Source organism: Bradyrhizobium huanghuaihaiense (genome assembly GCF_025200885.1).
In the GTDB taxonomy this organism is placed as follows: Bacteria; Pseudomonadota; Alphaproteobacteria; order Rhizobiales; family Xanthobacteraceae; genus Bradyrhizobium; species Bradyrhizobium huanghuaihaiense.
The window spans coordinates 8,362,530-8,387,196 of the sequence record NZ_CP104172.1 but is presented as its reverse complement, the minus strand read 5'-3'; the positions used below and the strand labels follow the sequence as shown (position 1 = coordinate 8,387,196).

At 57.8% G+C, this 24,667-nt stretch carries 17 protein-coding genes and 7 pseudogenes; 15 read left to right on the top strand and 9 right to left on the bottom strand.

Annotation, left to right across the window (positions count from 1 at the left end; all coding sequences use genetic code 11):
- Nucleotides 1–600: 600 nt before the first annotated feature.
- Nucleotides 601–883, bottom strand: a pseudogene (locus N2603_RS39265) (helix-turn-helix domain-containing protein).
- Between the two features lie 131 nt (nt 884–1,014).
- Nucleotides 1,015–1,224: a hypothetical protein gene (locus tag N2603_RS39260; protein WP_260386392.1), complete on the bottom strand. Its 210-nt coding sequence runs from the start codon at nt 1,222–1,224 to the stop codon at nt 1,015–1,017.
- 257 nt (nt 1,225–1,481) lie between these two features.
- On the opposite strand from N2603_RS39260, the gene N2603_RS39255 reads away from it, so the two are divergent.
- From N2603_RS39255 to N2603_RS39245, 3 genes are all read left to right on the top strand, one after another.
- A complete protein-coding gene (locus tag N2603_RS39255) occupies nt 1,482–1,754 on the top strand; it encodes a DUF2285 domain-containing protein (RefSeq protein ID WP_260386391.1) in 273 nt (90 codons plus the stop codon).
- A gap of 163 nt (nt 1,755–1,917) precedes the next feature.
- Complete coding sequence (locus N2603_RS39250; protein ID WP_260386390.1) at nt 1,918–2,112, top strand: transcriptional regulator domain-containing protein; 195 nt, start codon at nt 1,918–1,920, stop codon at nt 2,110–2,112.
- A gap of 46 nt (nt 2,113–2,158) precedes the next feature.
- Nucleotides 2,159–2,695: a DUF2285 domain-containing protein gene (locus tag N2603_RS39245; RefSeq protein ID WP_260386389.1), complete on the top strand. Its 537-nt coding sequence runs from the start codon at nt 2,159–2,161 to the stop codon at nt 2,693–2,695.
- A 242-nt stretch (nt 2,696–2,937) separates the two neighbouring features.
- On the opposite strand, the gene N2603_RS39240 is transcribed toward N2603_RS39245, so the two are convergent.
- The 3 genes and pseudogenes from N2603_RS39240 to N2603_RS39230 all read right to left on the bottom strand — a co-directional run.
- On the bottom strand, nt 2,938–3,846 hold the full coding sequence (locus N2603_RS39240; protein ID WP_260386388.1) for a LysR family transcriptional regulator: 909 nt from the start codon (nt 3,844–3,846) through the stop codon (nt 2,938–2,940).
- Nucleotides 3,847–4,005: 159 nt separating this feature from the next.
- Nucleotides 4,006–4,287 carry a helix-turn-helix domain-containing protein gene (locus N2603_RS39235; RefSeq protein WP_260386387.1) on the bottom strand — a complete coding sequence of 94 codons (282 nt, stop codon included), beginning with the start codon at nt 4,285–4,287 and terminating at the stop codon, nt 4,006–4,008.
- Nucleotides 4,288–5,306: 1,019 nt separating this feature from the next.
- Nucleotides 5,307–6,425, bottom strand: a pseudogene (locus N2603_RS39230) (transposase); the annotation flags it as partial.
- Between the two features lie 1,262 nt (nt 6,426–7,687).
- Here N2603_RS39230 and N2603_RS39225 point away from each other — a divergent pair.
- The 10 genes and pseudogenes from N2603_RS39225 to N2603_RS39180 all read left to right on the top strand — a co-directional run bounded on the left by N2603_RS39225 (nt 7,688) and on the right by N2603_RS39180 (nt 17,601).
- Nucleotides 7,688–8,740 carry a KamA family radical SAM protein gene (locus tag N2603_RS39225; protein ID WP_260386386.1) on the top strand — a complete coding sequence of 351 codons (1,053 nt, stop codon included), beginning with the start codon at nt 7,688–7,690 and terminating at the stop codon, nt 8,738–8,740.
- A gap of 472 nt (nt 8,741–9,212) precedes the next feature.
- Nucleotides 9,213–10,226 (top strand): radical SAM protein, encoded by a 1,014-nt coding sequence (locus tag N2603_RS39220; RefSeq protein WP_260386385.1) that lies wholly within the window; start codon nt 9,213–9,215, stop codon nt 10,224–10,226.
- Between the two features lie 88 nt (nt 10,227–10,314).
- Nucleotides 10,315–10,515: pseudogene (locus N2603_RS39215) on the top strand (integrase core domain-containing protein); the annotation flags it as partial.
- A 95-nt stretch (nt 10,516–10,610) separates the two neighbouring features.
- Nucleotides 10,611–11,033, top strand: a complete 423-nt coding sequence (gene tnpA, locus N2603_RS39210) for an IS66-like element accessory protein TnpA (protein ID WP_260386384.1) — start codon at nt 10,611–10,613, stop codon at nt 11,031–11,033.
- The gene (gene tnpB / locus N2603_RS39205) at nt 11,030–11,383 is read left to right on the top strand and encodes an IS66 family insertion sequence element accessory protein TnpB (RefSeq protein ID WP_260386383.1); all 354 of its coding nucleotides are present in this window, start codon (nt 11,030–11,032) and stop codon (nt 11,381–11,383) included. The genes tnpA and tnpB overlap by 4 nt, the downstream gene beginning before the upstream one ends.
- Nucleotides 11,384–11,452: 69 nt before the next feature.
- Nucleotides 11,453–13,042 carry an IS66 family transposase gene (tnpC, locus tag N2603_RS39200; protein ID WP_260386382.1) on the top strand — a complete coding sequence of 530 codons (1,590 nt, stop codon included), beginning with the start codon at nt 11,453–11,455 and terminating at the stop codon, nt 13,040–13,042.
- A gap of 392 nt (nt 13,043–13,434) precedes the next feature.
- Complete coding sequence (locus N2603_RS39195; RefSeq protein ID WP_260386381.1) at nt 13,435–14,631, top strand: IS256 family transposase; 1,197 nt, start codon at nt 13,435–13,437, stop codon at nt 14,629–14,631.
- A gap of 154 nt (nt 14,632–14,785) precedes the next feature.
- Nucleotides 14,786–14,988: pseudogene (locus tag N2603_RS39190) on the top strand (IS3 family transposase); the annotation flags it as partial.
- 521 nt (nt 14,989–15,509) lie between these two features.
- Nucleotides 15,510–16,754, top strand: a complete 1,245-nt coding sequence (ectB, locus tag N2603_RS39185) for a diaminobutyrate--2-oxoglutarate transaminase (RefSeq protein WP_260386380.1) — start codon at nt 15,510–15,512, stop codon at nt 16,752–16,754.
- A 4-nt stretch (nt 16,755–16,758) separates the two neighbouring features.
- The gene (locus N2603_RS39180; RefSeq protein WP_260386379.1) at nt 16,759–17,601 is read left to right on the top strand and encodes a 2OG-Fe(II)-dependent halogenase WelO5 family protein; all 843 of its coding nucleotides are present in this window, start codon (nt 16,759–16,761) and stop codon (nt 17,599–17,601) included.
- A gap of 216 nt (nt 17,602–17,817) precedes the next feature.
- Here N2603_RS39180 and N2603_RS39175 read toward each other — a convergent pair.
- Nucleotides 17,818–18,967 (bottom strand): annotated as a pseudogene (locus N2603_RS39175) (IS3 family transposase).
- A 532-nt stretch (nt 18,968–19,499) separates the two neighbouring features.
- On the opposite strand from N2603_RS39175, the pseudogene N2603_RS39170 reads away from it, so the two are divergent.
- Nucleotides 19,500–19,850 (top strand): annotated as a pseudogene (locus N2603_RS39170) (transposase); the annotation flags it as partial.
- Between the two features lie 921 nt (nt 19,851–20,771).
- The gene (locus N2603_RS39165) at nt 20,772–21,215 is read left to right on the top strand and encodes an SET domain-containing protein-lysine N-methyltransferase (RefSeq protein ID WP_260386378.1); all 444 of its coding nucleotides are present in this window, start codon (nt 20,772–20,774) and stop codon (nt 21,213–21,215) included.
- A gap of 1,080 nt (nt 21,216–22,295) precedes the next feature.
- On the opposite strand, the gene N2603_RS39160 is transcribed toward N2603_RS39165, so the two are convergent.
- The 3 genes and pseudogenes from N2603_RS39160 to N2603_RS39150 form a co-directional block, all read right to left on the bottom strand.
- Complete coding sequence (locus N2603_RS39160) at nt 22,296–22,988, bottom strand: MFS transporter (protein WP_260386377.1); 693 nt, start codon at nt 22,986–22,988, stop codon at nt 22,296–22,298.
- A gap of 94 nt (nt 22,989–23,082) precedes the next feature.
- Nucleotides 23,083–23,265 (bottom strand): annotated as a pseudogene (locus tag N2603_RS39155) (MFS transporter); the annotation flags it as partial.
- Nucleotides 23,266–23,966: 701 nt separating this feature from the next.
- Nucleotides 23,967–24,440, bottom strand: coding sequence for an Lrp/AsnC family transcriptional regulator (locus tag N2603_RS39150; protein WP_260386376.1), 474 nt, complete (start codon nt 24,438–24,440; stop codon nt 23,967–23,969).
- Between the last annotated feature and the right edge of the window lie 227 nt (nt 24,441–24,667).

The window sequence follows — 24,667 nt, the reverse complement described above, 5'->3', positions numbered from 1 at the left end:
TGATCGTCAGGCTCGGCCGAGCTCACACCCAATTCAGAACATATTCGCCACCATCTTGCGACGCGTCGGATGACCTTGTTCACGGCGCCTCGGCGCCGGCTGAAACTATCCCGCTCGCGATCGTGCCGGCGTCTTTGTCCCATGAACAAGCCGCCAGTCGAGCCTTCCCAGGAGCGCCTTAACTGCGCGCGTGCAAGCGCATCACACCTTCCGATCTTCGGCCAGCGGAAAGGTCCCATAGTCGAGGCGCACACCAGCTTGCTCTCATGCTCTTGCGCACCAGGATAGCACAGTCCCTCCGTACCCTCGCGGACTCCCGGTTGGGGCGCGGCCATCAACCGAACCGCACCCGTCGCCCCCAACCAGGCTCTTCGAAAACCTCGGGTTCAAGCCACCGCCGGTAGGTTTACGCGAGCGGCGCAAGCCCTCATTTCGAAGATGCTCAACAGACCGTTCCGAGGGAGCGCTAAGCGGAACTCTGCTGGGGCCACATCGGCTGGAGTAGGAGATCGGAAGCGTCGGTTGTATATCGATAAAACACGTGGGCCGCTCCGGCTCGATTCCGCCCAAGCGTTAGCCGAAACATGGCTCGCTCAAGAATTACGTCTTGTTTCGGCCAAGCCGTGCCGGCTTGCGTCCTCTGGACATCGTCTTGGGGGGCATTGCACCTTTAGCCGGCTGTGTGAATAATTCGGACAAGTGAACGCCCAAAGTCGCAGCGATGCGTTCCAGGAGATCAAATCGTCGGGTTCTCTTTCTTCTGCTCAATGCGTCCCATGTATGAACGGTCGATCCCGGCATCATAGGCCGATTGGTCCTGCGCAATGCCGCGCTCTACGCGGATCCGGCGCACATTCCAGGCCACAAGCGCACGAGCGTTCATGCGCAGAGGCAGCCATTCCGATGATTATAAAACCACTGGTTATAGCCAGACTATTACGATAAGCTCGCAACACTAGTGGCTGTCTTTCCCAATTGCTTCGAGGAATCAGGCAACGGTGGATGCAGGCGCAGCTAGCGCGTGCCCGTCTTCTCGTTGACCATCACATGCGTGCTAGCGGGCAATAGCTTGCCATTAGCGGCAGAGAAGAAATAGCGCTCAGGGGTACCTGCGGCGTTTTCCCGAGACTGCGACGAAATAGGACGGATGTGCAACTGTGGGTCGAAACGGAAACGAATATTCTCCAGGTTATTGTCTTTCACGAGTGCGGCCGGGCTCGTCACCACGGATCACCACGCCTTCCGCCAGGAACAACCGAGTTACAGGGCACATCTGCAATCGCTTGCAGTATGGACAGCGATGAAAAGGAAAAGCGCAGGATGGAGCCACCCCAGCTCGATGTGAGCCGATATGCGATTGCCGTCTCGGCGCGAAAAAGGAGGTCGGCGTGCGGCCATTGGACGAGTACCAAAACGACATCAGATTAGTTATCGTTGCTCTGATTTCGGTAGATTTTTCAGCCGGGTAGGAGTTTCAGGCAGTGCCGGCCGAGCCGAAGATCGCAGAATTGGCGCCCAGCGTCGACGAACTCACGTCATATGACAGGGAGCACGCTGTTGCCTACATGCGACTGCTTGATGCGGACGCTGACAAGGCAGATTGGCGCGAAATCGCACGAATTGTGCTTGGGCTTGACCCCATCGTTGAACCGGATCGAGCGCGACGCACATTCGAAAGTCATCTGACTCGGGCCAAGTGGCTGGCGGGCCACGGCTATCGCGATCTGCTACGTAGCGGTTGGCCGAAACAATGATCCCCGCGGATGTCAGGGGCGCCTTAATGCGTCCGATCGCAAAAGTTGATCATTCCATCGATTAAGTGCATGCAAGGCGTGCACACGGTACGCCAGCAACCGGAAAGTGCCACAATCATCGGATGCATTTCGACGCGTCTGAAGATTGTGCGGGAAAGGTGCGATGCCGGATACTGACTGGAGATCTGAGGAAGCGTACAGCGCCCTGAAGAAGGCGGATGCTGCCGACCTGGCCTGGGAGTGGCTGCGCCGGGATCGCGCCTACCAAGAGGATTACAAGCGGCTATCTCGCCGCGAACGTTCAAGCGCAGCGGCGGGCGAGTTCCGACGCAAGTGGGGGCTCTCGTTTTCCTGCTGATCCGCAAAAGACGTTCGACAAGCAAGCAGTCTTTTGGGCACCCGAGGTGCTGCCGACCGTACTGGGTGTGCGGGCGGCCAATTGCATTGCGCCCAGAAGTTATCAGCTCGATTTCGACAGTCTGCCGGGCAGCGAGCTTCGCCATGCGCCGGATGGATGGCATGCGATCGTGTCGCTCGGGGGCACGAAGCATCGCCTCTGGCTAAGAAAGCTTCCGGTGAGCGCACATGCTGTCGTCGTTGATCTGCCGCTCGATGCCGATTTCGAGCTTCGTTTGGGGGCCGCACGTCGATTTTGGCTCGCCCTTGAGCGCCGGGCGCTCGGAATGTCCCCTCTTGCTTTGCCTGCCTTGAAGCAGCGTCGGTTAATCCTTGCGCTACGCGCAGTGGATGCATGGCAGAAAGGGAATAGCTACCGCCAAATCGCGCAGGGCCTGTTTGGAAGCCGTCGTATTGCCGAGCGCGCCTGGAAAACAGACGATTTGCGCAGCCAAACCATTCGACTTGTTGAGCTGGGGCGGCGCCTCATGCGCCTTCGCTGGCGAGCATTGCTCCACAAACGCAGGCGCAGGGATGACAAGTAAAATGGTTGTGGCGAAAAATAAATGGCCTACCTTCCGCTCTGTCAGCCAATTCTTCTCCTGCCATGGCAAGATGGCGGACAGGATAAAGTCTTTGCGCTCCGACGTCTAACTGTTGGAGGCGCTGCACCAGAGCAGCGCCATCTCCGTAGGCTTTGACGACTGTGCTCGAGGTTTTCTTAAATTGAGCGCTCAACTTGAGCATTGATCTCCCGCTGTACCGGATTGAGGGACACCGCTAGACCTCAGGCAGCCTGCGGAAGTGCGACCTTTTTGCAAAGACGAGCCAGCCATCGGCAAAAAGAACGCGCGATCTCGGGGTGCGCGCTGCGATCTACGGCATAGGCGCGATATTGCATGCCACTTGGAGCGCGGGTGCCTGGGATGACTTGCAAAGCGCCCCCTCGCACGAGGTCACTGACGATGATTTCCGGCGCGACAAGAAGGCATTTTCCTGTCATGACGGCCGGCAGAGCAAGATAGTTGTGGTCATACCGCGCGCCCGCTCGTATGTCACTCGAAGACAGGTTCATGGCCCTCAGCCATGTCGGCAGGATGTCGGGGCGGGAGGTGATGTTCAGTATAGGGGTTGAGCGAACAATCGAGAGCTCTTTGCCCCCGACGAGATTTGGCGGGCCGACGCACACCAGCACCTCTTTGTAGATCTCCCAACTGTCGGCGGGCTCGATGATGGAAAGATCCCGTGTAATCAAAATATCGAAATCATCCGAAGATGTCGGCGGCGCCAGCGAGCTGACGATGTCCACGATAACGCCACCCGCTTCAGAAGAGAAAGCCTGCAGATTCGGAATAAGAAGAGAGAAAGCAAAGGTCGATAGTGAGGTGCGGACCACAATCCGATTCGTTCCTGCGCCTGCACGGCGTCGCATTCTCTTCGCGGTGAAGCTGACGGTTTCGAGCGGCTCAGACACCGCGTTTGCGAATAGCCTCCCGAACTCGGTCAAATCGCTGCCCCGTCTACGCCGCTCGATGAGATCAGCACCCAGATAATCCCGCAGTACAGCCAAATAACGGCTGACCGAACTTTGCGTTGTTCCCAAAGTGGTGGCCGCGCGCGTGGCGCTGCCTTCGCGGGCAACGGTCACAAACGCGCGGATGGCATTTAAAGGAACTTCCTCGTCTTGAGCCGCCATTGTCTGCTCCGGTGCCAGAATGAACATCCATCACATTATTCGATGCCCATAGCCGGATCGCCGCATATATGGGGCGGCCACGCGTGAAATCCTCGTGGGAGCGTGATACCGGCGCCAGTACCGCACAAGATCTGCGTCTCAGCTGGTGTTTGTCAGGGGCTAAGTCCTTTCGCCGCGTGCCGGCTTCGGCTCGCGACCTTTAGGTAATGTTGCAGGTGGCGGCGCGCCCTTGGATGGCCGAACAAACAGCTCGGAGACAGCTACGCCGAGCGTCTCGGCAAGGCGATCGAGAAGATCGATTGTGGGGTTCGCTTGTTGGCGCTCAAGTCCGCTCATGTAGGAGCGATCAATTCCTGCATCGTAAGCCAATTGCTCTTGCGGAATACCGCGCTGGACGCGGATCCGGCGCACATTGTAAGCCACAAGCGCACGAGCTCTCATGCGCGAAAGCAGCCATTTCGATGGTCATCAAACCACTGGCTATAGCCTACCTAAAACATCAGCAAATTGGAGGTATTCGCTCGAATTATTCGATGCGTTTCACTTTCCCGGACGCTACTGGGGCGGCCCGCACAAGCGCCAATATGTCGACCCGTCTTTCAATTCGCGCCGGCGCAGGTTTTCTGGGCGCTGGCCGAAGCTCACCCGAACTGCTGCCTCGGCAGCGGTTCCGCTGCCCAACTCGCACGAACGGCCTCGAAGCAAGGAAAGATGCTGACTGAGGGAGGCGATGCTCCTCCATTCATCGAAATGGAGTTGCAGCTCCGATGAAATGAGCCGGCGCAGACTATCGCGATCGCAGCGACAGCCGTTTTGTTCAGCGATAGCGATAACGTCAGGGAAATTGCCGTTTCTGCCTGCACTGTCTTCCACCTTTTTTTTGGGCTGTATGGTATTTAGAGTGTCGTCACGGCGATGCTTCAATCGCTCGGCAGAGCGCGTCTCAGCGCGTTGTGTGTTTTGCGAGGCATTATCTCTTCATTCCGGCTGTACTTCCCCATCATCTTTTACTTCAGCGGAGTGTTGGCCAGTCAAGCGATCGCGGAGCTAGGCGCCGGAACGATTGCACTGTTTATCATGCAGTGAGTTCGCTGAGCTCAGGCGATGCGACCGACACATTCGGCAAGGAGGAATGGGGAGTGCTTCTTGGCCTGATTAGACATCTTCGGAGCCAACATCAGACCGGTGAGTGCTCCAGGGTGACGACGAGCGTGATGTGCGAGACTGACGCGCTATATGACATCCATTCTCGCCGGCACCCGTGATTAAAGAAAAAGCGACTGTCGCGCGGGCCGGAAGCGAACGCTGGGCGAGAGTTTCGGGCCCGTCAAGACTGAGGCGCTTGATGGGGCGAGACCAAAGTCAAGACTACCGAGTGGTGCAAGTGGCCGCTGGAGGATTCCGCATCGCTGCGTGATGGAGCTACTTGGTGCTCCGTTAAGAAGGCTCATGAGCGGGATGGGAGGGCGGAACGTGCCCGATAACTTGACCAGAATGAGGCACAAGAGTTCTCTGAGCCAAATGAGGATGCGACTGAAGTCGTGGCCGACGGCTGAACTGATGACGTTAGCCGCGGCCGCAGTGACCATCGGCCTTCAGGTGTCCGATGGTCGGTTCGATGGCGGAGCGGCGGCGCAGCTCGCGCTTGATCACAAGGAAGGCGCCGCGCTTCTGGGGCTGCGATAAAGACGTGCTGGGGATTTGTGCCTCGTGGCTACGACATCCTTATCGAGTCGGCCCGCTCGCTCGCAGTCGGTGACTGTATCGGTGACGTGGATGACGGCTCGCAAGGTGTAACCGTCGTACTGGGGCAGCGCCCTGGCTTGCAGCACGAACAGACCGCCGGAAGAACGGCGGTTTGGTGACGATGGAGACGCAACGTGCGGATGCTTGCCTTTGCCAATGCAGGCCACCTGCACGGCCTGGAAGGAATAAGCTTCCAGCCGCGCTCGCGCTGCTGTTGCGGCGGATCTGCGAGGCCCGGCTGAGCGGGGGAACGCGTTCTCGAGCACAGCCGACCTTCGATCTTGCGATGGATGTCGCGGATGATCCGGCCCAGCTAGCTGTGCAGGATGCGCAACTGCCTCTGATGCCCCTTGATTTGCTTGGCGTGGGCGTAGCGCGCAGCCATCATTGACGCGGTTCTGGTGATGCGCAGATAGGACTGCTGCAGCTTGATGCTTGCTCGCCAGAAGGTCGAGCCCCTTGATGCCCCGTGCAGCAGCTTGGCATCAGCATGAAGGTGATCGCCTTCGGTTGCACGGTTGTGTCGACCGTGAGCGGCTTGAGATCTGGCTGCGCAACCGTGCCGGCCTCGTGCGCCGCCCCGCAAGCTCTCGGCCAGTAATAGTTCCAGCTTGTCGCTAAGCCGCTTGCGCCGGTGGCTCAGGTCCGAGCGCTCGTTCGGGAATGTGAGCTGGAAGAGTTCTTCGCCGGTGAAGCACTGGAAATATGGGCGCGGACCCAGCGCTCGCACACCCTTCTCCGACAGGCCGTAAATGTCCTCGAGCAGCAACGACCCGATCATGGAGCGGGTTGCGATCCTGGCCGACCATCTCGGTGTAGAGCGGCGCGATCTCGCAAGCGTGGCAGGGTGTTGTTGCACACCTCCAGAATAACTCCAAAAAGGTCACGTCGAACGACGAGATCGCCCAGGTCGCCACCATCTCCGCCAACGGTGACGCCGAGATCGGCAAGTTCGCCGCCGACGCGATGAAGAAGATTGGCAACGAGAATGACGATACTCGCAGGCCCTTCTCCGAAACCCGGATGTAAGAAACGCGACAGTTGGAGTATTGCGAGCGGCCCAGATCCGCTCGTCCTCACATGAACCACAGCGTGGACCTTTGGACATTGGTTGCGAACCCGACAGTGTGGGTACGACGTATTGCTTTTGAAGATGAGTGCAGGGGAGGCTGTGCGCGATCACCTGTTGGACCCCTCCTCGAAAAGATCGTCCAGACCTCGGCGAAACATGTCCGGCCGTTAGGCCTGACATTCGTGCCGACAAGGTAGGGTGCGGCTCACCATTGCGATCTCCGATCCTTGTTAAAAGGAAAACTGGATGCTTATGCGACTGAACACAGCAGGCTCCTCGAACCCGTCGAAACCGCAGCATTGATACGCACATACTCGAAGCCTTTATCCACACTGATCATCGAAGGCGGGCGGAACGGGTGCGAAGTGGTCAACGTCGACCGGATCTGACCAGCAACACTCGCAACGTTCGGAAAGTTCAAGTTTTCAGACTTGTTGCTCCCCTTCCCCTCCCTGGACGAGAAGGCCATCCTTTGGGACTCTGCGCGATTCATCTCGGCTTCAATCTTGACGACCGAGATCATGCGGAGCTTCGCGACGGGAGGAACTCGTTAGACTTTCTCCGTTGCTATTGAGCACTACGGCAGCGACGACGCTTACCTGCCGCGGTGCGCTCATTGGTACAGTGAGCGGATGTGCCGTCGACGTCCTCTTCCGAAGCCAGCATCGGGAGGGTTATTGCTCGGATGAATGGGAAGCTGATCGTTATTGGAACAACCGAAAGCGTTGGTGATTGGCGCCAGGTCAGCTCGTCGGACAGCCCGGTGAGGCGCCGAAATGCGTGCGGAAGTGATCCCGCCGCAGCTCAGAAACGCTGCCGCTGTTGCTAGCAGCTACCTGCGAACGCCGCTTCCTCAACATATGATTCCAAGTTTCCATACCAAGTTAAGTAGGTTTCGATACGTCGTTCACTGTGTACCATCGGTGAGTAAATGGCCTGCGGGTCAGGACGCAGCTCATCACGATAGGACAAGATGTAGCAATGACGAGCGCAGCTAATTCCCCGCCCGTTGGAGGGCATGTCATGAAATTCATCGAAGGGACGCGGGTCGTCACTGAGGGTGAATTGCAAGCCAACAACATCACCCGCCATCATGTCACGAAATACTACCGCAATCAGATTACTAAGGGTGGTTACTACGAGCAGCTCAAAAACATTGTGGAGCCCTCACTTCAGGAGTTCGAGAGTCGTGGCAGTTTAGATACGAGCGGCGAACACGATAACACGGTCGTGCTCGGCCTCCAGCATAAGTATCCCCAGACCGGTTTGTTGCTTGTCACGGACCGATGCGCTTCATATTGCCGCTATTGCTTTCGCAAGCGCCTGGTCGGCACGGAGTCCGATGAAGTGGCACCCGATTTCGCAAGGGTTGCCCAATATATTCGCGACCACCCAGAAATGACGAACGTGCTGCTATCTGGAGGCGACCCATTCGTGCTCAGCACCGCCAAGCTCAATGAGATTCTTGATCATTTGCTGCCCATCAGACATTTAGAGTCAATTCGATTCGGCACGAAAATGGTGGCCTTTGAGCCCAAGCGTTTTGACGATTCCGCTCTACCGGCCTTGTTCCAACGACTCCAAAAAACGGGTAAGACTGCAATAATCGTCACACATTTCGATCACATCGGTGAAATTTCGGGCGATGCGGTGCGCCGAATTCAGTCCTTGCGCGCACAGGGCGTACAATTCCTCAATCAGTCCGTTCTTCTCGCGAAAGTCAATGATGATCCCGAGGTGTTGGCGGCGACCTTTGCCAAATGTCATCAAATCGGGGTGCGTCCTTACTATCTTTTTCAGGGCAGGCCGGTCAAGGGCGCTTCGCACTTTCAGGTTTCATTGCGTCGCGGACTAGAGATTACGCGCGGCATTAACCAACGTCTCAGCGGCATCCAGAAGACATTCAAATACATCATGTCCCACTACACGGGCAAGATCGAGATCCTCGATCTGGGAGAAGATGGCCGCGTGTATATGCGATACCATCAAAATAAGATGCCCGAAAAGATCGGAAGGATCTTTTCCCGGCCGCACCTGGAGGATGCTTGCTGGTTGGACGACTTGCCCGAGGGATGAGATCGGTGGGACGCAATGATGAGTACTGCTGCACTGCGCGGGGACTACCAAAGTGCCGCCGGTATACGGTCAGCGCGGGTGGTCTGCTAGCCGCGCTCTCCAGAGGAATGGCCACGCCGCGGCGACGTGGGTAGGACATCTGCATGTGTGAGCCGAGTGCGTGTCCGACTGGCGGCAAATCGTGTTGCTCCTTTCATTTCGTGAATGATCGAATGTAGTTATCAGTGGGGCGCGGTCAGTCCCAGCGTTACTGCCAAGCGTAGTGGCTCCCGCGAGCAGGCGCGCAGAAATTCCCGTGCTGCTCGATGTAGGGCGGCAGAAAGGCGGGTGTGGCCCGCCCAATGACACAAGTCGGCCTCTGCGTCGGCCACAAGCATGCCGGTATAAGGCGCGAGAAGCCATCAACGTTCCGTCGCCTCCTGCTGGCATAAATCCTGCTCCGCCCCTAATCACCAAAAGTTGGAAGGACCTCATGCCGTTTCGCAACTTGCCTCAGCTCATTTTTGGCAAAGTCAAAATAAGTGTATCCTCCTACTGCAATCTTCATTGCAAGCACTGCTATGTTCCCGAACAGTATAGATATCAATCCAAGAGACGCCGGGATCCATCACAGTTGACTATCAAGGAAATCACTAATTTTGTGGACCTCCTCGTTGAACGACATAGGTTGGAAAAAGTCATCGTAACCGGTGGTGAGCCGCTTCTCAAAATCGTGTTTCCGCGTTCTGCAGCCCTGATGGCGCACGCTGCAAACAGACGAGGCATTCATGTCCAGTTGAACACTGGGGGACTTGGTCAGGTTCCAATTCGTGATGTTGCATCAATCTTCGACGATCGCGAGAAGCTCGCCTTCCAATTCAATCTTGATGCTGCAAACGCGGAGGCGCTTGACCGCGTTCAGACAAAGCGGGGAGTTCACAAAACGGCACTTCGGCAGATGGCAGAGGCAGTTAATTGCGGGGCCTTGGTGCAGGCTAGGATGATTGTGAATCGGCACAACATCCATGGGGTGTTGGACGCCTATCGCACATTGTCATCGATCGGGGTCGACACTTGCACAATCATGCCGCTGTTCGCCGCAGGCGCCGCTCTCGACTACGAAGACGCATGTTTGGACTCGGCTGAGGAAGTTAGAGAACTTCAGACGGCACTAATTGCAATGGCTGCACAGGCCTCGACGCGCCTTGAGCTGCTAACGCCAATTCTCGTCGAAGTGGCAAAGCAGCCACCGAACGTTCGATTCACCGAATGTAACTGTTATTTCGCTTCGGGCTATCTCTCTACAAACGGCGACCTCTATCCCTGTTCCTGCGCGATCGGCGATCCCGACAGCCATAAACTTGTTGTCGGAAACGTCCGGTACCCGGGGTTTGACCTAGAAACTGCTTGGGGAGCCGCCCTTAAGAAATACCAGACGAACAGCTGCGCCAAGAGTCCCATAGCCCTTCTCAATCATATTGAGAGCCGAGCGCGTGCTTGCGCTTAAACAAGAGAACGCCCTACGCCACATGCCTCGACTTCAGCGGTAGTCGAGAGTGCCTCGGGCCTTTCGATTATCAGCTTAAAGTGAGGCAACGATCCGCGTCGATCAAGGCAGCGAGTTCGTATCGCGCGATCTTGACCTGGGCCCATCGGCGCGCCGCCACGCTGGTCTTCTCGCGGCTCGGAAAGCCGACCGATAGCGCCTTCATCGAGCCTTCAACGGCCGCCTTCGAGTCGAATTCCTCAACGCCCATTGCTTCATGTCCCTCGCGGAGGCTCAGGAAAAGTGGAGACTTGGCGCAGTTGTCAGTAAGCGCTAAGCGGGAACCCTTGCTTCGGGACTGGGATGGCTGTGCGAAGAAGCCTCCGGTTAGGACGGAGGCTTCGGATGGGATTGGACAGCAAAAAGGACGTCTATTTGGACGGCTCATCGGCGGGGTCGGTGAGCCGGCTGGAAGTTCTTGAAGGGCCGTCAGGACGTCGTGTGCGGTCGGAAGCTGAGAGAGCTCGGATCGCCGCGGAGAGTCTGTTGCCCGGCGTCCAGGTATCCGAGGTGGCGCGCAAGCACGGAGTGACGCGCTGGCAGGTCTACGATTGGCGACGGCGGCTTCGACAGCGAGGTATGTTGCCGCCGTGCGAGGCGTCTCCACCAACGTTTGCGCCGCTGGTTGTTGAAGATGCGTTGGAGGAGCGTCAGGCTCCGGCGGTCAAGCTTGAGATTGCGATCGGCGATGTCGTGCTGCGGACTGACACAGCCATAGATGCTGACCAGCTATCCCGGGTGATCCGTGCGGTGCGAGCGTCACGATGATCGCGGCCGGTGCTGATCTGAAGATTTACGTTGCCACGCGGCCGATCGACTTCCGCTGTGGCCACGACGGGCTTGCGGCGAAGGTACAGGGGATGCTTCGTCTCGATCCGTTCAGCGGCGCAGCCTTCGTGTTCCGATCGAAACGAGCGGACCGGATCAAGATTTTGGTCTGGGATCGAACGGGTCTGGTGTTGGTGCACAAACGCCTCGAAGGTTGCAAGTTCGTTTGGCCAACGATCGCGGACGGAGTGATGCGCATGTCGCCGGCGATGTTCGCTGCCTTGTTCGAAGGGCTGGATTGGAGATTGGTCCGCCCGGAAGAAGCGCGGCGCCCGCAGGCGGCGGGATAACTGCGGCAGAATGACTCGGCAGCTATTTTGAGCGTGGCACGCGCGGCGGCGATGCGCTCGAAATAGCGCATGAGCATCGCGACACTACGCGACGAAAACGAACGCCTAAAGGCGCTTCTGGCGCAAACGCAGGCGGCCTTGAGCGAGCATCAGGGGGCACTGGCGGTATCGGAGGAAGCGCGGCGTCGGCTGGAGGTCATTCTCGGCGAATTGCGACGCGACAAGTTCGGCTCGAAATCCGAGAAGCTACGACCAGATCAGTACCATTTGCCGCTCGAAGACGTGGAGATCGCGCAAGGCATTCTGGACGCGGCGCAGGAAAGAGCCGAGAAGGTCATCCAGGGTCGATCGCGCAGCGATCCGGATCGAGGCTCCCATCGCAATCGCGGCTGTCTGCCTGCCCATTTGCCGCGAGTGGAACGGATCATCGAGCCTGCGAGCACGCTCTGTCCGTGCGGTTGCGGCGCCATGACGAAGATCGGCGAGGACGTCAGCAAGCGACTCGACGTGATCCCGGCGCAATGGCGCGTGCTGGTCACACGCCGCCCGAAATACATCTGTCGCCGCTGCTCGGGCCCTGTCGTGCAGGCGCACGCACCGGAGCACGTCGTGCCTAGCGGGCTGCCGACCGAAGCGGCTATCGCGCATGTGATCGTCTCCAAGTTTGGCGACCACACGCCGTTTTACCGTCAGGCCGAGATCTATGCGCGCCAGGGCATCCGACTTGATCGGGCGACACTGGGCAACTGGTCCGGTCGCGCCTGCTTCCATCTTCAGCCCATAGCCGACCACATGCGTCGCCGCCTGGCCATGGCGGATCGTCTGTTCATGGACGAGACCACGGCGCCGGTACTCGATCCGGGGCGAGGCCAAACGAAGAAGGGCTACTTCTGGGCGATCGTCTCCGACGACCGCGGCCATAGCGGCCCAAGTCCGCCGATCGTGCTGTTCCGATATGCTCCCGGTCGCAGCGGCGCCTTCGCGGAGCAGTTCCTGGACGGCTTTGGCGGAAGCTTCCTGCAATGCGATGCCTATGACGGATATGACCGGCTGACCGAAGTCGTTCGACCGCAAAGGCCTTGGACGCTCGTGCATTGCTGGAGCCATTTGCGTCGGCGCTTTGTGAAATTGGCCCGCAACAGCAAGTCGCCGATCGCCGAGGCCGCCATTCGGCACATCGCCCAGCTTTACGCCATCGAAGCCATGGTGCACGGCGCATCGCCGGACATCCGGCTGGCCGCGCGCAAGGAGCACTCGCTGCCCATGGTCGCCGCGTTGAAGTCCTGGTTCGAGAAACAGCTGTCGATGATCTCCAGCGGTTCGACGCTCGCCGAGGATATCCGCTATGCGCTCAATCATTGGCAGGGGCTGACCCGCTTCCTCGAAGACGGGCGTCTCGAGCTCGACACCAACCCGGTCGAGAACGCCATCCGGCCGATCTGCTCGACCAGGAAAAACGCGCTCTTCGCCCGACATGAAATCGGGGCGGAAAACTGGGCTTTGCTCGCCTCGATCGTCGCCACCTGCAAACTCAACGACGTAAACCCTGCTGCCTACATCGCCGAAACACTCGAGGCGATCATCGACGGCCATCCCCACAGCAGGATCGAAAACCTCATGCCGTGGCGATTCCGCAAAGCGTCAAGCCCGCATCAATAGGGTGACGCCTAAGCGCTTACAGTTGTCAAACCTCCATCGGAATACCCGCCTGCCTATGTGATTGATGAGAAGAGATTTCGCTGGTTGCGAGGCGATCCTGTGGGAGCTTTGGGTTTGCCGCGCCCTCCGGTGATGGATTGTGCGGCGGACGTTGTGAGGGCGGCGCGGGCGAAGATCTAATGACCATCCAACAGAGATGAGAGATTGGATCTGAGCTTGCCCCACGGGGCTTAATCCAGTTTGAAGTGCGCTCTGGCCCACAAGGACCAGAGCATGAAGCGCCTTGCGCTCGGGTAGTGTGCGGAAGGTTCTGCAAAAGCTGAGCGGCTGAAGCGGTCATGGTAAGTCCGGTGGTTGCGAAGATCACCGCTCGTAGAGGAGCAAGGACCACCATGACCGTGACAAAGATTAGGACGGATGTATCTGCCGTCAAACAGCTTTTGGCGTCGGACATGGAGTTCCTCAAGCCACTGATCCATGCTGCAGTGCAGGAGACGCTGGAAGCCGAGATGGCGGAGACGCTGGGCGCGGAGAAAGGGGAACGCACCGAAGCGCGGCTCGGCTATCGCTCCGGCTACTACACGCGCTCGCTGATCACCCGGGTTGGCAAGATCGAGCTTAAGGTGCCGCAGGACCGTCAGGGGCGGTTCTCGACGGAGCTGTTCGAGCGCTATCAGCGGTCGGAGAAGGCACTGGTTGCGGCGCTGGCCGAAATGTACGTGCAGGGCGTTTCGACGCGGAAGGTGAAGCAGGTCACCGAGGAACTGGTCGGACATGCCTTCTCGGCCTCGGCGATCAGCGCCATCAACAAGCGGCTCGATGCATCACTGAAAGCGTTCTGCGAACGCAAGCTGAGGGAGCCGTTTCCCTATCTGATCCTGGACGCCCGCTACGAGCGGGTGCGGGAAGACGGGATCATTGCCAGCCAGGCGGTGCTGATCGCGATCGGCGTCGACTGGGAGGGCCGGCGTCAGGTGCTTGCGGTTGAGCTCGCCAACCGGGAGAGCCGATCGAGCTGGAAGGAGTTTTTGGAAGCGTTGACGGCCCGCGGCCTGCACGGCGTCGAGTTCGTCGTCTCCGACGATCATCCCGGGCTGAAGAAGGCGATCGCTGAAGTCCTCGCAGGGGTCTTCTGGCAGCGCTGTTATGTGCACTTCCTCAGAAACGCGCTCGACTACGTGCCGCGCAGGGTCGACGACGATTGTCTGCTCGAGCTCCGATGGATGTACGACCGGCGTGATCTTGGCGAGGTGCGGCGCGATCTCGCCGCCTGGCTTGCCAAATGGGGCGGCAAATACCCCAAGCTCACCGGCTGGGTCGAGGAGAACATCGAGGAGACGCTGACCTACTTCCGTCTGCCGCTGGTGCATCGCAAGCACATGAAGTCGACCAATATGCTGGAACGTCTCAACGAGGAAATCCGGCGGCGCACCTATGTGGTGCGAATCTTCCCCAATGCCGAGAGCTGTTTACGGCTGGTGCGGGCGCTGACCGTCGAGCGCCATGAGGCGTGGCTCGAGGATCATCGCTATCTCAACATGGATCTGTTGAAGGAGCACAAGAAGGAGGCGTTACGCCAGGCGGCCTGACGATGCTCAGGCTCACCAAGGGGATGGGCCACCCCTCTCCGCCGCCGTCGCTCGCCAGCGCTACGCTTTTGGGCAAGCGAGCGACGGCGGCTCCGAGGGGATGGCTCGGCCGGACCCCATGATCAATTTTGCTGAACTTGACGCACAGAACTTTGCGCTCGAATGCTGGCGGGTCGACTACAACGACGCACGACCATACTCGCAGCTAGGGTGGAGGACGCCCTCCGAGTTCGCCTTCACCTGCCATCCGCGCCGGGATTTGGCGCTGCGCTAGGCCGAGGGCTCCTCGCCAGCTCCCGTCGCTACCACCGCCCAACCGGGCAAATCCAACAGCCGGGCGAACTCAGGACTGGATAAAACTTGGGGGCAAGGTCAGATCTCTGCCCCTTCAGCCGCCAGCCGGAGCGTCTTGGGGGCGTGACGGCTAAGGCGATCTGACCGGCGCAGGCCGGCAGAGGGCAATGTTCAACAACAGGCGATGAACCATGCGATGAAATCCCGAAACGAGTGAAGCTACTGCCCCCATGCGCTCAAGCGCGTAAATTTGGTTTAGCTCAAGGCTAGCACCATGTGCCGCGCGAAGGCCGGAGATATATGACCGCACCGTTCCGATGTGTGAAATCAACTGAAAAGCTCGTGCCACGTCGGCCGTTCCAGCTGTTGCGGGCGAGGTCAGCGTCTCTGCAACAAAAACTACCCAGCCTAGTAGGTTCGTTGTTCGCCATTCTTGGATAAAAACTCGCCAGGGTGTGAATCGACGAAATCAACGATCTGGAATGCATCATGATGACCCGGTCGCTACAGTCTGAACATTTGTCGCCAACTAAACGTGTTCAGTCCCTATCGCTCAATGAGATGCATGCACACGGATCTCCAAGATGAATATCGACGTCTTCTCCGCTCATGAATCTAATGTTCGTCGCTATGGACGGTCGTTTCCCACTGTCTTTACGAGGGCGCTTGGGGCGACGGTTTGGGACGAGGGCGGCAAGAGCTATATTGATTTCCTCGTGGGGTCCGGCGCACTCAACTACGGGCACAACAATCCCAGTATCCTTGCGCCGGCAATTGATTATCTCGCCGGCGGCAACATTCTTTTGTCACTCGATATGCAAACTGCGGCGAAACGTGAATTTATTGAAGTATTTGTTGATACGATCCTGAAGCCGAGGGGCCTTTCGTATAAAATACAATTTCCTGGACCGACTGGCACAAGCGCTAACGAAGCGGCCCTTGCGCTGGCCCGTAAATATACCGGCCGTTCCAGTATCATGGCCTTCACAAATGCGTTCCACGGAATGTCACTCGGCTCCCTGGCTGTATCAGGTTCAGCCTCTACCAGGGAGCTCGGCGGCGTGGCTCGCCACGATGTGATCCGCGTCCCTTACGACGGTTATGCACACGGAGCTTGCGATTCAGCGAGTTACATCGACTACGTCCTGGGCGATCTCGGGAGCGGCATAGAAAAACCCGCCGCAATCATTCTGGAGACCATCCAGGCAGAGGGCGGCATGAACACTGCGTCCGCACGTTGGCTAAAGGAAATTCAGCGAATTTGTCGTGACTATGGCATAGTTTTCATCGTCGACGACATTCAAGCAGGAGCAGGCCGAACAGGTGATTTCTTCTCGTTCGAATTCGCAAAAATCGAACCCGACATCGTCTGTCTTTCCAAGTCCCTGAGCGGTTCAGGAAATCCGTTCTCCATCGTTTTGATTCGCCCCGACATAGACATATGGAAACCCGGAGAACATAGCGGCACGTTTAGAGGCAACAATCTTGCTTTCGTGTCCGCGGGCGCCATGTGCAAAATGTGGTCAGAGAGCAAATTTACTGCTGGCGTCGAGCGGACAGCTGTCAAACTGCAACGACGTCTTGATGATCTCGTCGCCAAATTGCCGAGTTGCATTGAAGAAAAGCGAGGCCGCGGTCTGATGGCAGGCCTCAAGTGTCGCTCAAGCGCGATTGTCAACCGCGCACACGACGTCGCTTTCGCAAACGGACTGCTGATCGAGTCTTCGGGACCAAACCGAGACGTCATCAAAGTGCTCCCGCCGATAACAATCACGGATGACGAGCTCGACCGTGGCATCACGATTCTCAAGCAGGCAATACAGGAGTAAGACAATGGCAACTGCCCAGCTGTCTCAAGTGCCAGCGATCTCTCTTATCACGACCAAAGAACGAACCGGCTCGATCAGGATTGGGGAGATCATCTCAGTCCTCAAGGGTGAGATCACCGGTCTGCACATCAAGCAGGCATTCAGTCCCGAGCTGGCCGAGGAGATTACCACGAACTTTAAGCGAAACCCCGGTCTCAAGGAGCGCAAGGATGGCGTTCCCGGCCAATATGTCGGCGCATCGCACTACAGCAGGAATGCAGCCACCTATTTAGCCGAGTCGGAAAGTGCGCGTCCTTTCGTGGAAGCCCTTTTTGCGGATCTGGTAGATCCAGTTCGCGCGCTATTCGACGCGCTGAAACGCGAGCTTCACAAACAGGAAATTGAGTTGCGGCCGGCTCGTTCGGAGCACGGTCAAGCTAATCTTTGTCGTGCCATCTGCTGGTCTGGCACAGGGATGTATTCTTTAGAACCCCACGACGACGTCGCCCAAGTTCTATGGGCTGGAAAAGATAGCGAGATTCCGCCGGTGGCGAACAATACGGTTGTAGCGCTAAACTTTTACCCCAGCATGCCCGATGAAGGTGGCAATCTGCGCATCTGGAGCCATAAGCCGACGGAGAGTGACCGAAAATCGCAAGGCCTGGAGACTACAGGCTATCCCTTTTCAACTGCTTATCTTGAGGACCTTCCTTATCACGATTTTCAGCTCAAAGCAGGAGATATCGCGCTCATCGACGGCGGCTACGTTCATGGGGTGACCCGACAGGCAGGCAATGGGAAGCCTCGCCTTCTGCTGAACTGTTTTCTCGGGTTTGCGAGACCGGATTTGGTCCTTTGGTGGACTTGAAGTCGGGCTTGCACGGACGGACGGCTCTACCTGCGGCCATGCTGTCTGACATTGTGGCGAGGAGGGCTTCTATCTATCGAATGTCCGGCTTCAATTGGATAGCGTTGCCGCACGCGCGCAGACACATTGAAACGCGTGGCTCCGAGCATATGCTGGCCTGATGATCACGAGGATCCACCAGCATGCTGAGCTGCTGCCGGTTTGATGGACACCAGGTTAAGCTAATCCCAGCTTGCGCTCGAACTCAACCGGGCTGAGATAGCCGATGGTCGAGTGCCTGCGGACCGTGTTGTAAAATCTTTCCATATAGTCGAACACATCGGCTCGTGCCTCGTCTCTGGTTCGGTAGATCTTGTTGGCGGTCCGTTTGGTCTTGAGCGACGAGAAGAAGCTCTCCATCGCCGCGTTGTCCCAGGCGTTGCCGGAACGGCTCATGCTGCAGAGAATGCCGTGGTCGGCCATCAAGCGCTGGAACTGCTCGCTGGTGTACTGACTGCCCTGGTCGGAGTGGTGCAACAGGGCGTCCGGCTTGCCGCGTCGCCAGACGGCCATCAGCAGGGCATCGGTTACCAACTGAGCTGTCATGGCGGCGCTCATCGACCAACCCACCACCCGGCGTGAGAACAGGTCGATCACCGCTGCGACGTAGAGTCAGCCCTCGGCCGTCAGAGATACGTAAAGTCGGCGATCCACTTCTGGTTCGGCCGCTCGGCGGCGAACTGCCGGTCAAGGAGGTTCGCCGGCACGGTCTCGAGCTGTTGATCGCCGCTGTCCTTCGGCAAGCGCCGGCGTCGCGGCCGCGCCCGCAAGCCTTGCAGGCGCATCAGCCGTTCGATTTGGTGCAGGCCACAGTCCGCCCCATCGGCGAGCAGATCACGCCACACCCGGCGCGCACCATAGGTGCGGTCGCTCGCCATGAAGCTGGCCTTCACCTTGCCGCCGAGCTCTTCGTCGCTGCGGGATCTGGCGCTGGGCGAGCGATTCAGCCAGGCATGGAAGCCCGACCGCGACACCCAGCGCATCGCATAGCCATGCCACCGGCCAGATCGCCCGGTGCTTCGCGATGAAGACGAACTTCATGTCGCTTCCTTCGCGAAGAAGGCTGCGGCCTTTTTAGGACATCCCGCTCGGCCTTCAACCTGGCGACCTCACGGCGCAACCGCTCGATCTCCTGCTGCTCCGGCTTCATCTGCCCGTGGCCGGGAAAGGCCTGCACCGGATCGGAGCCGAACTCTTTCACCCATTTGCGCAGAACGTTCTCATGAACATCCAGGTCGCGCCCGGCCTGCGCCACCGACACCCCACGCTCCCTAACCAGCTTGACCGCCTCGAGCTTGAACTCGCGACTGAACTTCCGTCTCTTCATCGCCCACCTCCGGCTTCATGAAACACCTAATCTCGCTGTCCATCAAACCGGCAGCAGCTCATGCGTAGAGAACGGCGTTAAGATACTCTGGGAGCCGGGTCGCTTTCAGCCTTCAACTTAACGCATGCGTAATAGCGTCTTCGGAGCGAGTCTACCGTTGCGATAAACTGAAGAGAGACGAAGCGAATGTGACTGAATAGGGACCCCATATCTTCACCGGCTCTCGTGAGGTGAGAAGCGAATGCTCCCAGTCTCCTCACGACTGCAAACTCATCAATTAACGGCGGACGTACGGCGCGCCTAGAACTCGGGTACTCAACGGAGTTTGGTCGCGGGGGTGAAAGAGATGAGGATTTCCAGCGCCTGAACGGAGCCAACGTCTACGCACACAGGTGACCTAATCACCTGAGTGTTGATGAACTGTAAAGTGTGCCTCTCTGGAGCAGCCTAAATCATGGCCAGTAGCGGGGATGTTGACTTTGCTCACCGCCCAACCTCCAAAAGTCGTTTACTTGTCGGATTGGCCGCCGACATCGACTACACCGAGACACTCACCGGCTGCGCGATCGAGCGGGCCTAAGTCGACAAAGGATACCGCGACCACGACGCACAAAATCCCCGCCGAATCTTCATCGCTGGCCAGAAGGGCGGCATCTTCGGTGTCATCAAGCGCGAGCTGCGGCGCCGCTCCGCCATCGAACCCGTCATCGGACACCTGAAGGCCGATGGTCACCTTGGCCGCTGCTACCTCAAAGGCCGCGCCGGCGATGCGGCCAACGTCATCCTCTCCGCCGTCGGCCACAACTTCCGCCGCATCCTCGCCTGGCTCAGGGAGCTCTTGCGCTTTATCCTGATCGTCCTTTGGCGCGCCTTGCAAACCTAATCGCCCTTAACCCCATTTGTTAACGGACGACTCGCACGTGAGAATAGTCGGCGATAGAATGCTCCGAGGGCCTTATCGCTGGCCCGTTGTTGTTGCTGTCAACCGGCCGCCCGACTGGAGAATCTCCCTGTCCGCGAAGATAACACCTAAAGCCAGAGAATTTGTTGCCGGTTGCGGGGTAGAGCCAGAACGTGAAGTGCTTGGGGCTTGACCACGCCTTATCTGAGCTGCATTCACCGACTAGCTTCAGTGCGAGCGACGGTCATAATCCGTGGATCCCGTGAGATCGACGCCGAGCATTCCATTGAGTGCCGTTTGTTGCCGGCGAGTGCCGCGCGGGAAGAGCGGCATCGGCCGTTAGATTGCCAAAGATCAGGTGCTATTGAACGTGCCGAAGAGCCCACTGAGTTGTGGGACGCCGCAATGCGCGACACCGGATCCAGCCCCGGCTCCCAACCACCGGCGAACACTGAATCCGGCAGCGCAGTTCCTTGACGACCCATGTAACTGAGCCGCCGTGCGACAGGACGAGCCCGAGCCCAACAACCTTCCGCTTATACTCCCTGGTAAACGGCCGACGCCGACGTTCCATTCGATACCTCCGGGTTCAACGCGCCTACTGCAAGTGTCCACTCATTTGGAGGAGAGGTTCATACGTCACCCAATTCCGAAGAGAGTGTCCGCTCACCTCAGCCGTGTTGCCCGGAGCTACATCCTGTCGGTGACTTATCCTAATCTCTCGACGCAACTAAGCCACCCACTCATATTGGGAGCTATCCTTCTTGGGCGGGTCTCCGACGCTGGATAATAAGCTACTCTTCACTCTCGAACTTGAATGAACGTCGACTGAAAGGCAAGAATTTCGTTCGATATCACCGGAACAACGACCTGTCGTGAGGAATGGAACGAAGGGAACGATCAATGTTCAAAAATAGTAAGGCACACTCAATGGGAGAAAAGGTCTTTGATCGCGGTAACGCGCTGTACGTCAAAACTGTGCCACGAAAGGGCCGCGGCGTATTTGCAAACATTGCGTTCAAAACCGGAGATGTAATCGATCGCGCTCCTACTTGGGGATTTGATCATGCTGCGGCCAAGCTGCTAGATCGTACGGGACTCTTGGAGTATTACTTTGTGCGGCACGAAAGGAATAAGGCGGAGCATCTGACGGGGTACGTTGTGTTCGGTTTGAGTTCGCTAATGAACCACTCCGCGAACCCAAATGCACAAAGAGTGTGGGCTGATAAAGAGTCCGGCACGTGGGTGAGCATTGTGGCGATACAAGACATCGCCGTTGATGAGGAAATAACGCATCGCTATATCAATGTTTCCGCTTATCCTCATAGCATCAAATTCATCGACTAAAGGGGAAGCAACGTTGATCAAAGCGATTTACGACTTGGCTGTGACCGAGAGAGACTCAGCCGGGCTTTGGCCTGCACGACGGCTGGCAGGTCAAACCCGCATCGTATTGGCCAATGCCTCGAACTTCGAGAACCAATGATGGCTTGACAAATTGTGGAGGTAAGGGGCGACGCGCGCTACATAAGAGAGTCGTAGCTCTGCGTCGAAGACTCCCAGGTCAGACCTGCTATGCAGATGGAATGTGGAGCATAAGACGCCATCTGTTGCCCGTCAGTGCCGATATACAGATTTCGCTGAATACGTTCTGCAGGTAGTCGCGTGCAACAAGGCCAAGGCTCCAGTCGCAGCCGGGTGTTTACAGCGACCGGGAGGCGCGATTGCACGAGAGTACTTGTAGGCTAGGGCCATGACGTGGATGAGAGAGCGGCGAATCAAGGCGGCGCGCGACACATGCCCGAGCCTCCAAGGAGAGCGATACGCCTGGGACCGAGACCATCACTTTACCCCTTGGGTGGCCATCTCCGAGGCTCACCGATAGAGTATTTGCGCAGTGTGAGTTGCTCGCCGAACGCCTACACGATGCCTGGCGGAAACTGGACGGCTTTATCGTGCGCGCGACATCGTCACGAAAACCGGCGCAAGGGAGGTCGCCTGGCCCAGGCCAAGCCAAGACGAGAGCAGCCTTGCCGCTGTCATCGCCATTCCGCCGCTGGGGCGGCCTGATCCCAGAGGTCCTCCTTGGGACGCTTCCTCCCTGACTTGCGGTCACTCTTTCGGCGTGCTCCCCCCTTCTTAGTGGCGTCCTCACTCGGATTTCTGCAAGCGGAGATCAAGTACGTACAAAAAGGGGCGCTCGCCATGCGTGATGCCAACTGTGCGACTCATCAAAGGAGACAGGCCGCGTCGCTGCACACACTCACAGCTGCTGGGCTTGTACGAAGATATTCTTTGAATACCTGGAAAATCGAACATGTGTCCGTAACCCGAGTACACGATCGCGGTGCATTAGGCTTATCTCGGAATCCAGAAGCTCGGATTCGAGAGTTTCGCCGTAGTCCGAAACCGTAGTGGAGAATAGCGTTAGCCATTGTCGGGCCGTATTTCGGACGCAGCATAGTCGGGCACGTCTTCTTTCCACCGCACTGATCCGAATGGGCGCTCCAGCATGCGGCGGACGCGCACCGGGTCAGGACCAGCATGGAAAGCCGCCGCGCGCCGGTCTAGCGCGCGCTCCGACTTGGTCGAGCGATTGCGTTGGTGCAAATAGTCTAGCCAAGTCGGGCAGTGATAGCGCTCGGTCCATAGTTCGGGGTCGGCGATGTCGCGCGCAATCGACCAGCCATAGGCTCCGTTGCGTTGCCGCAATAGCTGCACATCCCGCATGACGTTGTGAAACGCCCGCGCATTTTCCTGCGAGACGCGATATTCGCGCGCGATAAGCGGCATCAGCGCTGAAATTGAACCGCCTATCACACCGGTTAAGCACGTGCGCGTCAGCACGATCTTTGATCGACGGCGAGTTGGTAATATAGCGCACGCCTGAGACAATGGCGTGACCCAGTTGTTCGCGCGGCAGCCACGATGGCTCGGCGACACACTTCGAGGAATAGTGCGATCAGCAGTGGCAGGTAGAACCATGCGTTTGAGCGCGAATGCTGCAACTGCGCCCGCCATTGCAACCACAATACCACCGATTGCAGGACCAAAGCTGCGCGCAATATTGTAACTTATCCCATTGAGCGCAACCGCAGCCGGCAACGAGGCGGGCGGCACCTGCTCGCTGACAGAGGATTGCCAAGCCGGCCCACCTCAATGCCATGCCGCTGCCCATCACAAAGCAAAGTAGGTGCAATACAAATGGCGTGGTGAAACCTGACCATTCGAGTACAGTCAGTGCGACTGCGCCGCAAAGCTCAATCGAGAGCGCAACCAAAGCCACGACGCGACGATCGTGCATGTCAGCAATAGCCCCAGCTGGCATCGCAATCAGCATTATCGGCAGCAGGAGCGCCGTCTGCACCAGTGCGACCTGGTTCGCGGACGACGCCATCTGGGTCATTGCCCAAGCCGCTCCGACGCCTTGCATGAGGATGCCAAAAATTGGCCAGCAGGCTGGCAAGCCAGACACGTCGGTAGGTCCGAAAGCGCAACGGAGCAAAGATAGCGTCGGAGCTGAATGTTTGTGGTCTGAGCGGATCGATCATTGCTCTCGACTTCGCCTCTAGAGCCTGATTTTCGGACCAGATGTGCCATGTGAATCTTATCGCGAGCGCAAGTACTTTTCATATTCCGCAAGTACTTTTCATATTCGTTGGCGCACCTCGCGTTTGAGAGCGAGGGCAAGTCTGGATTGGTGCTTGCCTCCTTGCACGCGTGAACTCAACCTAGCTTCGGGCGTGCATACCTATGAAAGTTGTGAGAGGCTTGGGCGGAGCAGGATCATCATCCGCAGCAGTGCCGTAGTGTCCCGTGTTCGCAACAGAATCGCAGCACGTGAAGACCACGCTCCTACGTCTGGCGCTTGAGTTGGAGGAGGCGTATGCCGACTGCATGACGTCGTGACCGCCACATTGAGATCTCGCTGTCTTTGTTGTCGCAGCGATGAGCAGCGATGCTCGTTCTCTTTGAAGCTTGAAAGTAGCAAACCATACGGCAGCGCGACTGCAGAGTTTTCGCGTTCTATGAGCGTGAGCGGTGACAGCGCGCGCAAACGCATCACTCTCTGGAGCAAGATGCCGAAACCAGCGTTGCTTAATCCTCTGCAGGCTCGATTGGAATTGCAAAGCCCACCTTTACGCGATCTACGATAACCATCGTCTTAAACCCCTTGATGTTTGGATTTTCATAGAAGAAGCGCCGTGTGAATTGCTCATAATCGTCCATGGTGCGCGCTGTGACGTACAGGACAAAATCAGCATCGCCCGTGACATAAAATCCATTGACGACCTCAGCTGACGATTTGATAGCTTTCTTAAACCTATCGATGATATCCGTGCGCTCTCGCTCAAGGCTCACTAGCACGAGCATCTGAAGAGGTCTTCCTACGGCTTTCGGCGAGACGATAGACACATCGGCCTCAATGATGCCATCGGAACGAAGTCGCTTTAGTCGTCGTTGACACGCAGTAGCAGAAAGTCCTGCCATCTCCCCAATCACCTCGGAAGTTAGACGATTGTTTTTCTGCACGATCTCGAGGATGCGGGCGTCTGTTCGATCATACTGCATAACGGCTCCGGCCTTTGGGTGAATCGCAGCGCCGATCGCCTATACGATGCAGGAAATCTTCTGAACGACAGGAGATACGACGCAAATATGTGCATCACATCAGTATCCTGAATGCATAGGCATTTCAACAAAAGGGGCGAGTCGGACTTAAAGATGGTCGTTCGAACTATTCAGCAGCCGGTGCACACTCCGCCGGATGGAGTGGGGCTGCGCGGAGTGTCCGTCAT